The following is a 12,398-nucleotide window of genomic DNA, read 5'->3' as shown; positions in this document are numbered from 1 at the left end:
CGTCCCTGCGGCCTCGCCAATTTGATGCGTATTCCCTGGCCATGGCGGTAAGCTGGCGTTGCGGCAAAGGTAGTTGGTTAGGGGTGGGCCGCGGTGTCGCACTTCGATTCCTTCGAGTAATAAGGACACGTCGTGCCCACTCCTGGTGTGTTGAGGATCTTCCTCCCTGCGCTCTCGCACCTGCCCCTGCTGCTTTTCGTCTTGCTGTCGGCGCCAGCGTGGGTCTGCTGGCCCTTCATGCCGGAACGGAAGCAGAGGGTCATGCTCGAGGTGTTGCAGAAGTTGATCGACTGGACGCGCGTCTGCGCCAAGGGTCGGTAGCCGCCGGAGGAAGAGAAGAGGCGGGTGGCTCCTTGCAGCCACCCGCCTCCTTCGACTCAAGACGCAACGCGCAAGGCACAAAGCCCAAGGCGCAAGATGCAAGGCCCAACCGCGGACGCGCCGCCCTCGTGATCACGTACACGATCCCTGCGCGCACGCCACGTCAGACGTACTGTTCGGCCCAGCCCGCGCCATCCGCCGCTGCGGCGGCCAGCCGGAGGGCTCCCCGGGCGACGACCAGTTCGGGGTCCTTGATCCGGTCGACGGTGCAGGAGGCCCATAGTTCGGGGAGCGAGTGGGTGCGGGCGGTGGCCAGAGCGGCGTCCCAATAGCCCGGGTATCCGAGGGTGCCGCCTGCGGTCCGGACGGTGTCCGGGTTGAGGATGTTGACCAGTGTGGCGATGGCCAGGCCGAACGACTCACCGGCTGCCTCCACGGTCTGGCGGACGGCGGCGTCTCCGGCACTGAGCGCGGCATGGACCTGTGTTGGGCCGAGGCCCGTGGCGCGGACGATCGCCGCGCCGCCGGCCAGGTCGTCGAGTCGGAGGATCCCTCGGGGGGTGGGCACCGGTAGGTAGCCGATTTCGCCGGCCCATCCGCGGCAACCGCGGACCACCCTTCCCTGGTGAAGGCATGCCGACCCGACGGCGGTTCCGCAGGGCAGGACGACGACGGTCGCGGAATCCGGGAGTCCTCGTGCCTCCGCTGCCAGGGCGCCGCGGATGTCGTTGACGAGGAGGGGCGGGGTGTCGTTGGCGACTGGGCCCCGCCACCCGATGAGCTTGGGGAGGACGTCGCAGACCGCGACCCGTCCGTCCTCGACGAGCCCGGGGACTGCGACCCCCATGGAGCAGGGAGTCAGTTGGTGTTCGGTGAGGAACCGTTGGACGGCGGCTTCGATGGCGTCGGGAGTTGTCGCGGCTCCGGTGGCGAGTCGGCGGATCAAAGGTTCGTCGTGGCCGGTCCGTTGGGCGATCATGAGCAGCTTGGTGCCGCCGATGTCGATCCCCACGGTCGAGGGTGTCATCGCCTGCCGCCCTCCTGCTGAAGCGCAAATGTCGATATGCAGATGCCGATGCACAGATGCCGAAACCCTAGCGGTCGGCGGGCGGCGGGCGGCGAGCCGGCATGCAGCGGGCCGGCGTGCAGCGGGCCGGCGTGCAGCGGGCCGGCGTGCGGTGGACAACCCGGCACCGCTCGGCTCGTCGTTCCTACGGCGTGTGCCCCGGGCCTGGCCGCTCCCCCGGAGCATCCGCGTCACGCGGCTTGGATCGCCGGTCCGCGCCGTCGGCTCACCGTCCGCACGCGCCCGTGCGGAGGCCGTCCATGACCAGGTCGAGGAGGCGGGTGGCGCGGGTGTGCCAGTCGGCGTGGGGGTCGAGCTGCCAGAGGCCGGCGATGGCGAGGAGGAAGTCCTCGGCGGTGATGTCCGGGCGGATGGTGCCGGCCTCCTCGTTGGCGGTCAGGAGGAGGGTGACGGCGGCGGAGAGGGGGCCGCGGGCCACGGCGGCGAGGGTGCCGTGGGGGGTGGTGGCCTTGCGGAGGGCGGCGGCGAGGCCGGCCTTGGCCATGGCGTATTGGGCGAGGCGGTCCATCCAGGCGCGCAGGGCCTGGTCGGGCGGGCGGGTGGCCAGGAGGTGCGCGGCCGCGTCGGAGACCTGTTGGACCTCGTGGCGGTAGACCTCCAGGACGAGGCTCTCGCGGTCGGGGAAGTTGCGGTAGAAGGTGCCCTGTCCGACGCCGGCTTTCTTGGCGATGGCGCTCAGCGGGGCGTCGGCGGAGCGGGTCAGTTCGGCAAGGGCCACTTCGAGGAGGCGGTCGCGGTTCCGCTGGGCGTCCGAGCGCCGGGGTGTGTCCTTGGGACGGTGCACGCGTCCACCTCCCGGAATTCGCCGCTGTGTCAGGGTTGTTGGGCCGATGATGTCGGGTGGACGATCGTCCTTGCTAAGCGGACAAGTGTCCGTTAAATTTCAACAGTAACGGACAGCTGTCCGCTTGCGTGCCACCATAGCGGCAGACCAGCGGCGGATCGGACCAGTCGGGAGCCCACCGGCCACCTCGACCGGTGCCGCCATGCGCCCCCATCGACACCTCCGCACTGCCCGCACCGCCCTTCCGACGCCGCGACGCACCGCACCACCTCGTCCCCTCCGCCCGGAGGCATCCGGTTCCGCCTGGCCGTTCCCGCCCGGCGGGGCCACCCGATTCCGCTGACCGACCGGGCCGGCGGGCCCCGGCCGGGGCCCCCGCGCCCTTCGACGTGTGAGATGTGAAAGAAGGCAGACCATGGCCCCATCGACGGCCGGTGCCATCACCTTGACGATCAACGGCGAGAAGCACACGCTGCCCGTCGACAACCGCACCACCCTGCTCGACGCGCTGCGCGAGCGGCTCGGCCTGACCGGCACCAAGAAGGGCTGCGACCAGGGGCAGTGCGGCGCCTGCACGGTACTGCTCGACGGGCGCCGGGTGGTGTCCTGCCTCCAGCTCGCGGTGGCCGCCGAGGGGCGGGAGGTCACCACCATCGAGGGCGTGGCCGACGGCGAGCGGCTGCACCCGGTGCAGCAGGCGTTCCTCGACCTCGACGGCTTCCAGTGCGGCTACTGCACCCCCGGGCAGATCTGCTCGGCGATCGCGGCCATCGAGGAGCACGCCGCGGGCTGGCCCAGCGCGGCGACCACCGACGTCCGGCCGGAAGCGGGCATACCGCCGCTGACCGCCGACGAGATCCGGGAGCGGATGAGCGGCAACCTCTGCCGCTGCGGTGCGTATGTGTCGATCGTGCAGGCGGTCGCGCGGGCCGCGGAGGACTCGGCGCGCACCGCGGGCCGGACGGATGTGACGGACGTGGAGGGTGCGGCATGAGGGAGTTCGACTACCGGCGGGCGTCCGACGTGCCCGGGGCGCTGGCGCTGCTCGGCACCGAGCCCGAGGCACGCTACCTCGGCGGCGGCACCAACCTCGTCGACCTGATGAAGAGCGGGGTGGAGCGACCCGCGCTCCTCGTCGACGTGCGGGAGCTGCCGCTGGAGCGGATCGAGGTCGCCGACGACGGCGGGCTGCGGATCGGGGCCACGGTCACCAACAGCGACCTGGCCGCCCACCCCGAAGTGCGGCGGCGCTACCCTGCGTTGGCGCAGGCGGTGCTGGCCGGCGCCTCGGGACAGTTGCGCAACATGGCCACGGTGGGCGGCAATCTGCTCCAGCGCACGCGCTGCGCCTACTTCACCGATGTCTCCAAGGCGTGCAACAGGCGTGTCCCCGGCAGCGGTTGCCCGGCCGTGACCGGCGAGCACCGCAACCACGCGATCCTGGGGGCCTCCGCGCACTGCGTGGCCGTCCACCCCTCGGACATGGGGGTGGCACTGGCCGCCTTCGACGCCGTCGTGCACTACGCGACGGCGGACGGGCCGGGTGCGGTGCCGCTCGCGGAGTTCCACCTCCCGGTGGGCGACACCCCGCACCGGGAGACCGCGCTGCCGCCCGGCGCGCTGATCACCGGCGTCACCCTGCCGCCCGCGCCGGTCGCCGCCGCGTCCCGCTACCGCAAGGTGCGCGAGCGGGCGTCGTACGCCTTCGCCATCGGATCGGTCGCCGCCGCCCTCGACGTCCGGGACGGCGTGGTCCACGACGTCCGGTTGGCGTTCGGGGCGGTCGCGTCCCGGCCGTGGCGCGCGCAGGCGGCCGAGCGGGCACTGCTCGGCGGTCCGGCCACCGCCGAGGCGTTCGGCGCCGCCGCGGACGCCGAACTGGCCGCAGCCGAGCCGCTGCCCGACAACGGATACAAGGTGACGCTGATCCGGAATCTGGTCGTCGCCGTGCTGACCGAGCTGGCCGAGGAGAGCCGGCGGACCGAGGAGGCCACCCGATGACGACCACGACGACCGGAACCGTCCCGGTGATCGGTGCCGTCGGCACCGCGCACACCCGCATCGAGGGCCGCGACAAGGTCACCGGCGCGGCCCGCTACGCCGGCGAGATCCCCTTCGCCGAGCTCGCCCACGGCTGGCTGGTGGTCTCCACCATCGCCCGCGGCCGGATCCGCTCGGTCGACACCGCCCCGGTGCTGGCGATGCCCGGTGTGCTCACCGTCCTCCACCACGGCAACGCCCAGCCCCTGGAGTCGGACTACGTCGCCCCGATGGGGGCACCCGACCCGGCGCTCCAGCTCTTCCAGCACGACCGGGTGCCGTACGCGGGCTGGCCGGTGGCGCTGGTCGTCGCGGAGACCTCCGAACAGGCCAGGGAGGCCGCCGAGTCGCTGACGGTCGCCTACGACGAGGAGCCGCACGACGTGGTGTTCGCCGCCGGGCATCCGGAGGCGTACATCCCGGCGAGCAACCCGCGGGCCGAGGCGGAGCAGGAGAAGGGCGACCTGGCGGCCGAACTCGCCGCGTCCGCCGTCGTGGTGGACTCGGAGTACTCCACTCCGGAAGAGCACCACCACCCGATGGAGCCGCACGCCGCGGCCGCGTACTGGGACAGCGGCCGGCTCGAAGTCGTCGACTCCAACCAGGGCAGCATCTTCGTCGCCCAGGAACTCGCGCGGCTGTTCTCGCTCGACCAGAGCGCGGTCCGGGTGCGCTCCGAGCACATCGGCGGCGGCTTCGGGTCCAAGGGCACCCGCCCGCACCAGGTGGCGGCGGCGATGGCGGCGACGATCCTGCACCGCCCGGTCCGGGTCGTCATGACGCGCCGGCAGATGTTCTCGTTGGCCGGGTACCGCAGCCCCACCGCGCAGCGGGTCAGGCTCGGCGCCGATCCCGACGGGCGGCTGCGCGCCCTGGACCACCAGGGGCTGAACCAGTCCTCGACGGTGCACGAGTTCGTCGAGCGGAGCGCCGACGTGGCCCGGGCCATGTACGACGCGGACGCCCACCACACCGTCAATCGGGTGGTCCGCCTCGACGTGCCCACGCCGACCTGGATGCGCGCGCCGGGCGAGGCGCCGGGCTCGTTCGCGCTGGAGTGCGCGATGGACGAGCTCGCCGAGAAGTGCGAGATCGACCCGATCGCCCTGCGCGCCCGCAACGAGCCGACGGTGGGCCCGATCTCCGGCCTGCCGTACAGCAGCCACAGGCTCCTCGCCTGCTTCGAGGAGGGCGCCCGCAGGTTCGGCTGGGGCGACCGCGATCCACGTCCCGGGGTGCGCCGCGAGGGCCGCTGGCTGCTCGGGACCGGCACCGCGGCCGCCTCGTTCCCCACCCTGGTCGCTCCGTCCACGGCGGCGGTGACCGCGGAGGCGGACGGCAGCTACACGGTGCGGATCACCGCGGCGGACATCGGGACCGGGGCACGGACGGCGCTGGCCCTGGTCGCCGCGGACGCGCTGGAGGTCACGCCGGACCGCGTGACCGTCCTGATCGGCGACAGCGACTTCGGCCAGGCGATCCTCGCCGGCGGCTCGATGGGCACGCGCTCCTGGTCCTGGGCGGTCACCCTCGCGGCCCGCTCGCTGCGCGAGCAACTGGCCGTGGGCGGCTCCGTCCCGCCGGAGGGGATCACCGCGCGGTCGGACACCGCCGAGGCGCTGGGCACGCTGCCGCCCCGTGAACGGCACGCCTTCGGCGCGCAGTTCGCCGAGGTCGCCGTGGACATCGCCACCGGCGAGGTGCGGGTCCGGCGGATGCTGGGCGTCTTCGCCGCCGGCCGGATCGTCAATCCGCTGACCGCGCGCAGCCAGTTCCTCGGCGGCATGGTCTGGGGGCTCTCCATGGCCCTGCACGAGGAGGCGGTCCGGGACGAGGCCACCGGCACCGTCGTGGGCGCCGACCTCGCCGGCTACCACGTGGCCGCCAACGCCGACGTCCCGCTCATCGAGGCGGACTGGGTGGACGACCCGGACGAGGACGACCCGGTCAACATCAAGGGCATCGGCGAGGTCGGCATCGTGGGCGTCGCGGCGGCCGTCGCCAATGCGGTCTGGCATGCGACCGGCGTCCGCCACCGGCACCTGCCGATCCGCCCGGACCGGGTGCTGGCGGCCGGCACCGGCGCCCTCCCGCAGGCCCCCGACGCCCGCTGCTGAACGGGCCGACGGTCGCCGCCCCGGCCTCCGGGGCGGCGACCGGTCCGCGCGCCGATCGGGCCCGGCGCCCCTCAGGCGACCTTCGTGCAGAGGATGCTCCGGCCTTCGTAGACCTGCCACGAGTAGGTGTAGTGGCCGGGGTCGGGCGGGCAGGCACGGGTTCCCGCCGAGGCCGGCAGCACCGCCGTGATCTGCATGATGAAACCGAACTCCCGCGGCACGCGGTTGGCGCCGCAGCTCCACAGGGTGAGCAGGTTGCCGCCGCCCGGCCGACCGCCGTTGGACCGGGCCAGGAAGCACTGGCCGACCCGGAACTGCCGCTCCACGCACAGATTGACGGACGAGGAGTCGGTCGCGGTGTGCCACCAGCCGCCGAGTCCCGGCCCGGACGGGCAGGTTCCGGAGCCCAGCACGGAACCGACCCGCAGATAGGCGTTGGCCGCCTGGCAGTCCACCCGGTCCGGGGACGTCGGGCTCCACCCGCCGTACCCGTTCGCATAGCCGTCGACGCAGTCACCCGCCCGTACGGCAGAGAAGGCCACGTCTTCCGCGCTCGGGGTGCGGGACGCGACGGGCGTGGGGGACGGGGACGGCGAGGGCGGGGTGGGCGAGGGCGTGGGCGAAGGCGTGGGGCTGTAGGTGATACCACCGCTTCCGCTGCCACCGCCCCCGTTGGAGAGGGAACCGATTCCCCCGCCGGCATACGCGCTGCTGCTACTGCTGGCGCTGCTGCTCGACGTGTCCCCGGGCGAGCCGTCGGCCCCGGTGTGCTCCCACGGCTTCCAGAGCATCACCACCAGCGCGACGATCCCCAGCACCACCCAGAACCCGCCCCCGGACGAACCGGAGGAGGAACCGGAGGAGGAACCGGAGGTCGAGGAGGGCTTGGGCGAGGACTTGGGGGCGGACCTGGCGGCGGCCGGCCCGGGGGCCGACGCGGATGCCGACTTCCCGGCAGCCGCGGGGGCGGGGGTGGGTTTCCGGGCCGACGAGGGCCGCGGGGTCGGGGACTTGGGGCGTGCTGGGCGGCGCGCCGCGCCGTCGGCGCGTCTGCGGTCCTCGGTGTAGACGCGGGTGGGCTTCGGCGGGGGCACCTTCCGCGTCCGCATGTCGACCGTGGGTGCCTCGGCGCCGCCACTCTTGCCCAGCGCCCGTCCTTGCGCCTCGTACTCCCCGATCAGGGATGTCCAGCGCGGCGGCAGCCAGCCGGCGCCGCGCTGCTGCGTGGGGAACCCGTCGAGTTCCGCGAGCGCGCGGCGCAGCACCTCGGCGGGCTCGGGCCGGTCCGCCGGATCGGCGGCCAGGCAGGGCCGGATCAGCGCACCGAGCTCCTTCGGCAGGCCCTTGAGGTCGTGTTCGCCGCGCTGGACGAGGGTGAGCAGGCGGATGGTGTCGGAGGTGTCGGGGTAGGGCGGCCGGCCGACGGCGGTGTGGAAGAGCGTGGCACCCAGGGAGTACACGTCGGACGCCCTGGTGGAGGGCTCGGCTCGGGCCTGCTCCGGGGAGGTGAAGGCGATGGTGCCCAGCGTCAGTTGGGTGCGCGTCATGTCGTTGGCGTGCGAGATGCCGAAGTCGATGAGGCGGGGCCCGTCCTGGGGCAGCAGGACGTTCTGGGGCTTGACGTCCCGGTGGATGATCTGCGCCTCGTGCAGGGTCACCAGGGCCTGTGCGACGCCCGCGGCGACCCAGTGCACCGCGTGGGCGGGCAGTTTCCCGGCGCTGCGGACGAGTTCGGCCAGTGAGGGCGCCGGGATGTACTCGATGGCCATCCAGGGGCGTTCGGCGTGTGCGTCGGCGTCGAGGACGCGTGCGGTGTGGGCGCTGTCGATCCGCCGGGCCAGCTTCACCTCCCGGGCGAACCGGCGCCGGTCGGTGTCGCTGATGGCGCCCTCGGCCAGCAGCGTCTTGACCGCGACCAGTGCTCCGTCCTTGGTGGACCGCGCCACATAGACGCGTCCCATACCGCCCGGGGCGAGGCGCCCCAGCAGGTCGTAGGCGCCGATCCGGCGCGGATCGTCGCCGCCGAGCGCCCTGATACCCGTATCGGTCATGCGTGTCACCTTCCCCCGTGTTCCGACTGCCGTGGGTGCCGGCGCCGGCGCCGGCGTCACAGCCGTCGAGCTCGTCAAACACTGTCACGCCGGGGTGAGTTGAGGAAGACGGAAGGGAAGGCGACAGGGGCGGATCGGCGGTCTCATCGCGGTCGGCGCGCAGGTGTCTGCGCACCGGATCGGCCAGTTGCGGCGGCCAGGCATTCCGGCGGACCGCCGCCCGTACCGCGGACGCGGGATCGGCGGCGAGGAGGTTCGCCGCGTGCGGCGGCAGTCGGTGGAGTCCGGCGGCCTCCGCACGGGGCTGGGCCTCGGCGAGCAGGCCGCGGACGTGCCGGTCGGGGTGGTCGACGGCCGCGTCGACCACCCCGACCGGCAGCGTGGGCCGCACAGGTGGCCTGCGGTGGCCGGGTCAGCGCACGCGGACGGTCTTGACGTCGGTGGTGCGGTCCACGTACGGGTGGCCGCCGCGCGGGCCGTCGACGCCGTAGAGCACGCCGCGGAACTGCAGGACGCCCTTGTGCGTGGCCTTGACCGTCGCGTCGACCTTGGCCTCGGCGCCGCCCATCTCCACGATGTGGCCGCACTTGACGGTGTGCCAGGCACCCTTCGTGCCGACGCGCTGCTGGGCGCAGAACTGCCCGTACCGGAGGCCGTCGCTGTCCCCCTGGCCCTTGACGTGCACGGTCTGGCCGACCTTGACGGGGTTGGGCGACGCGGTGAGGTCCGCGCTGCCCTTGGCGAACGCCGGGGTGACGACCAGTACGGCCGCGGCCGTGGCCATCGCGCCCACCGCGGCGAGTCGGGCGCCCCGACGGCCGAGGTTCCCCCGCGTGGCGCGTGCGTTCCGTGCTTCCTTCGTCTGGTGTGTCATTTTCTTTCCTCCCCTTGGTGTGGCCCGATCGGACCACACCCCACTAGAGGCGGATTTGATGGGACGCGTTCCCAACAAGCGCGGCAAAAAGGCGATATGGCAGATACGGTGCGACGTGCCGCACTCGGCGAATGGGGGGAACCTCGGCTGATGTCCGCCGCGATCCCGGGTATCTGTGCTGGTGGCTGCGCAAGCGCCGGGCCCGGGACGTGGTGGAAGGGAGCGGTTGTGGTGGAGCGGACGACATGTTGTGTGGTGGGCGGTGGACCGGCCGGGATGGTGCTCGCGCTGCTGCTGGCGCGGGCCGGGGTGGCGGTGACGGTCCTGGAGAAGCACGGGGATTTCCTGCGTGACTTCCGGGGCGACACCGTGCACCCCTCGACGCTGGCACTGCTGGACGAGTTGGGACTCGGCGAGCGGTTCGCCAGGCTGCCGCAGCGGCGCGTGACGTCGGTCCAACTGCCGATCGGGCCGGACGGTTCGCTGACGACCGTGGGGAACCTCGCCGCGCTGGGCGGCCGCTTCAACTACGTGGCGATGGTGCCGCAGTGGGACCTGCTCGACCTGCTGGTCGACGAGGCCCGGCGCGAGCCGTCGTTCTCCGTGCGGATGGACACCGAGGTGACGTCGTTCCTGAAGGAACGCGGTCGGGTGACGGGCGTCCGCTACCGCACGGCCGCCGGTCGGACCGGTGTGCTGCGGGCGACGCTCACGGTGGCCTGCGACGGCCGGGGTTCGCTCGCCCGGTCCCTGCCCGAGCTCGGGCTGCGGACGTTCAGGTGCCCGATGGACGCCTGGTGGTTCCGACTGCCGCGGCACGACGGCGATCCACACGGGCTGGTGGGCGGTGCCGGGGACCGGCTGCTCGCCGCCAACATCGACCGCGGGGACTACTGGCAGTGTGCGGCGCTGATCCCCAAGGGCTCGGACGCCGAGCGGCGCGCCGCCGGCCTGGAGGCGTTCATGGTGAACTACGCCTCGGCCGCCCCCTGGCTCGGCGACCGGGTGCGGGCACTGGACTCCTGGGACGAGGTGAAGCTGCTGGACGTCCGGCTCGACCGGCTGCGGCGCTGGCACCGTCCGGGGCTGCTGTGCATCGGCGACGCGGCACACGCGATGTCGCCGATCTTCGGGATCGGCATCAACCTCGCCGTGCAGGACGCGGTGGCCACGGCCCGGCATCTGGTCGGCCCGCTGCGGGCCGGAGCGGTGGGCCTGCGGGACGTCCGCGCGGTGCAGCGCCGAAGGTGGCCGACCACGGTACTGACGCAGGCGCTGCAGCGGTTCGCGCACTCCCGGGTCGTCGAGCCGGTGCTGGCGGGCCAGCCGCCGTTCGGCGATCCTCGGCGGGCGCGGCGGGTCGCCGAGCGGCTCACCACCTCGCGGTGGCTGAACCACGCTCCGGCGTACTTCTTCGCCTACGGCGCGCTGCGCGAGCGCCCACCGGCCGAGTCGGTGCGGTGAGCCGTGCGCCGGGGACCCCGGCACACGGCCCTGAAGCGCCGTGCTTCCGTCTGTCGCTCAGTCCGTCACCTCCGCCAGCCGGAAAGGTCCCGCCCCGCCTGGGGCGTACATCACCGGCAAGGTGCGGCCCCGCGGGACCACGACGACCGGTTCGTCGCGGTACTCCCGCAGGAAGTGCTCCAGCGGCTCCCAGATCATGCTCCGGTATCCGGCCTCGGTCCGCTGCTGCTCGAAGGACAGGGTCAGCGCGGAGTCCTCTACGGTGACGCTCACCGCGCCCACCTCGAGCCACTCCCCGCCGATCCATGCCTCGAGTCGTACGTTTGACATGACGCAAGGGTGCCCGGTGTCATGGCGGGCTGGCAATCAGCGGGGTGCGGCCGGGCGCCGGCCCGGGATTACCGGGACGGCCGTTGCGTTCCCACCCGATACGTGTCGACGACGGCGTTCGACGGGCCTTCCGGGTCTCGTCGGCCGGTATCGGATTCCGATGCCGCCTGACTCTTGGAATTCCGGCGCATTTCCTGGAGTCCCTTTTGAATTCCGTCCCGCAGCCATTTACCCAGGGGCCGTTCCACCAGGCGGTGTACCGCGTAGGAAAGCAGCAGCATAAAGGCGACGATGGCGAGCAGCAGGACGGGCGCCGGCACGTGCTTGCGCAGCACGTCGATGAGGGTGAATCCGATGTACATGTGCAGGAGGTACAGCGGGTACGTCAGTGAACCGGCGGTCACCAGCCAGCGCCACTGCACCTTGTCGAATACCCCGAGGGCGATGGCCGCCATCACCGCGAAGGCCAGGATGACGCCCACCCGTGCCGGCCAGCCGTGCGCCATGCTCGCCTTGGCTCCGACGTTCATGATCAGGCGACCGCGGACGTAGTGCTGGGCCAGCAGGAATTCGACCGCGACGATGGCCCAGAGCAGGAGGGTGGGCTTGAAGCGGTGCATCAGGTAGAAGGCGATGCCGGCGATGAAGTAGGGCGAGTAGGGGGCGATGGCCCATACCGACAGGAAGTTGCTGTTGGCCTTGAGCGCGACGACTCCGGCCACCGTCCACAATCCGCAGAAGAGCACACACCTGCGGTAGGTGACACCGCGGTACACGACGAGGGCGAAGAGCAGGTAGAACTTCAGCTCGATGAAGAGCGACCAGTAGACGTCGTCGAGGTCGGAGACTCCCACGCCCTGTTGGAGCATGGTGAGGTTCGTCAGCACCGTCTCCAGGTTGTCCGCGCTGCGGACGTGCGGCCAGATGGTGAGCACGGCCGCGGTGAGCAGGACCCCGACCCAGTACGCGGGATAGAGGCGGGACACCCGGGATTTGACGAAGTCGCCGAGCGAACGCCCCCAGGTGCTCATGCAGATGACGAATCCGCTGATCAGGAAGAAGACTTCGACACCCAGCCAACCGAATTGGGAGACGTGGTAGAGGGTCGGCGAGATCGCGTGCGGATCATTGCCCCAGCCATCACGGAGGGTGATGTAGTGGTACGCCAGGACCATCAACGCCGCCACCAGGCGTAGACCGTCCAGGACATAGAGTCTGGATTTCCCGTGCCCCTTCCCTGGTGCGGCCAGAGTTCCAGGCACAGCGAAGGGCATCCGAGATTCCTCACAGTTCGTAGGGCAACGTTCCACCCCAATCCCATCTCATACTC

The 12,398-nt window shown here is 72.0% G+C and carries 10 protein-coding genes; 4 read left to right on the top strand and 6 right to left on the bottom strand.

Going from position 1 to position 12,398, the window contains the following annotated elements; genetic code table 11:
• Window positions 1-484: 484 nt before the first annotated feature.
• Both SNOUR_RS36970 and SNOUR_RS36965 read right to left on the bottom strand, forming a co-directional pair.
• Complete coding sequence (locus SNOUR_RS36970) at window positions 485-1,348, bottom strand: ROK family protein (RefSeq protein WP_067355899.1); 864 nt, start codon at window positions 1,346-1,348, stop codon at window positions 485-487.
• 265 nt (window positions 1,349-1,613) lie between these two features.
• Window positions 1,614-2,192 (bottom strand): TetR/AcrR family transcriptional regulator, encoded by a 579-nt coding sequence (locus SNOUR_RS36965; protein WP_067355897.1) that lies wholly within the window; start codon window positions 2,190-2,192, stop codon window positions 1,614-1,616.
• Between the two features lie 415 nt (window positions 2,193-2,607).
• Between SNOUR_RS36965 and SNOUR_RS36960 the strand changes: the two genes are divergently transcribed.
• From SNOUR_RS36960 to SNOUR_RS36950, 3 genes are read left to right on the top strand one after another with little or no spacing between them, the layout of a single operon-like run.
• A complete protein-coding gene (locus tag SNOUR_RS36960; protein ID WP_067355894.1) occupies window positions 2,608-3,186 on the top strand; it encodes a (2Fe-2S)-binding protein in 579 nt (192 codons plus the stop codon).
• Complete coding sequence (locus tag SNOUR_RS36955) at window positions 3,183-4,193, top strand: FAD binding domain-containing protein (protein ID WP_067355891.1); 1,011 nt, start codon at window positions 3,183-3,185, stop codon at window positions 4,191-4,193. Before SNOUR_RS36960 ends, SNOUR_RS36955 begins: the two co-directional genes overlap by 4 nt.
• Window positions 4,190-6,349, top strand: a complete 2,160-nt coding sequence (locus SNOUR_RS36950; protein ID WP_067355889.1) for a xanthine dehydrogenase family protein molybdopterin-binding subunit — start codon at window positions 4,190-4,192, stop codon at window positions 6,347-6,349. Before SNOUR_RS36955 ends, SNOUR_RS36950 begins: the two co-directional genes overlap by 4 nt.
• A gap of 71 nt (window positions 6,350-6,420) precedes the next feature.
• On the opposite strand, the gene SNOUR_RS47625 is transcribed toward SNOUR_RS36950, so the two are convergent.
• Window positions 6,421-8,400, bottom strand: a complete 1,980-nt coding sequence (locus tag SNOUR_RS47625; protein ID WP_067355885.1) for a serine/threonine-protein kinase — start codon at window positions 8,398-8,400, stop codon at window positions 6,421-6,423.
• A 412-nt stretch (window positions 8,401-8,812) separates the two neighbouring features.
• On the bottom strand, window positions 8,813-9,274 hold the full coding sequence (locus SNOUR_RS36940; RefSeq protein ID WP_067355882.1) for a hypothetical protein: 462 nt from the start codon (window positions 9,272-9,274) through the stop codon (window positions 8,813-8,815).
• A gap of 231 nt (window positions 9,275-9,505) precedes the next feature.
• On the opposite strand from SNOUR_RS36940, the gene SNOUR_RS36935 reads away from it, so the two are divergent.
• The gene (locus tag SNOUR_RS36935; RefSeq protein WP_067359101.1) at window positions 9,506-10,738 is read left to right on the top strand and encodes an FAD-dependent oxidoreductase; all 1,233 of its coding nucleotides are present in this window, start codon (window positions 9,506-9,508) and stop codon (window positions 10,736-10,738) included.
• Window positions 10,739-10,795: 57 nt separating this feature from the next.
• Here the strand turns inward: SNOUR_RS36935 and SNOUR_RS36930 are convergent, their stop codons facing one another.
• Together SNOUR_RS36930 and SNOUR_RS36925 are read right to left on the bottom strand one after the other, a co-directional pair.
• Window positions 10,796-11,011: a hypothetical protein gene (locus SNOUR_RS36930; protein ID WP_312634989.1), complete on the bottom strand. Its 216-nt coding sequence runs from the start codon at window positions 11,009-11,011 to the stop codon at window positions 10,796-10,798.
• Between the two features lie 125 nt (window positions 11,012-11,136).
• Window positions 11,137-12,342, bottom strand: coding sequence for an acyltransferase family protein (locus SNOUR_RS36925; RefSeq protein ID WP_312634987.1), 1,206 nt, complete (start codon window positions 12,340-12,342; stop codon window positions 11,137-11,139).
• Between the last annotated feature and the right edge of the window lie 56 nt (window positions 12,343-12,398).

It is taken from the genome of Streptomyces noursei ATCC 11455 (genome assembly GCF_001704275.1).
Taxonomy (GTDB): Bacteria; Actinomycetota; Actinomycetes; order Streptomycetales; family Streptomycetaceae; genus Streptomyces; species Streptomyces noursei.
Note: the sequence above shows the minus strand (reverse complement) of the source record. Positions and strands in the feature narration are given on the sequence as shown.

Bases quoted from the DNA above. Each gene is read 5' to 3' on its own strand.
- SNOUR_RS36970 (WP_067355899.1), bottom strand. From the start codon at position 1,348: ATGACACCCTCGACCGTGGGGATCGACATCGGCGGCACCAAGCTGCTC.
- SNOUR_RS36960 (WP_067355894.1), top strand. From the start codon at position 2,608: ATGGCCCCATCGACGGCCGGTGCCATCACCTTGACGATCAACGGCGAG.
- SNOUR_RS36955 (WP_067355891.1), top strand. From the start codon at position 3,183: ATGAGGGAGTTCGACTACCGGCGGGCGTCCGACGTGCCCGGGGCGCTG.
- SNOUR_RS36950 (WP_067355889.1), top strand. From the start codon at position 4,190: ATGACGACCACGACGACCGGAACCGTCCCGGTGATCGGTGCCGTCGGC.
- SNOUR_RS47625 (WP_067355885.1), bottom strand. From the start codon at position 8,400: ATGACCGATACGGGTATCAGGGCGCTCGGCGGCGACGATCCGCGCCGG.
- SNOUR_RS36940 (WP_067355882.1), bottom strand. From the start codon at position 9,274: ATGACACACCAGACGAAGGAAGCACGGAACGCACGCGCCACGCGGGGG.
- SNOUR_RS36925 (WP_312634987.1), bottom strand. From the start codon at position 12,342: ATGCCCTTCGCTGTGCCTGGAACTCTGGCCGCACCAGGGAAGGGGCAC.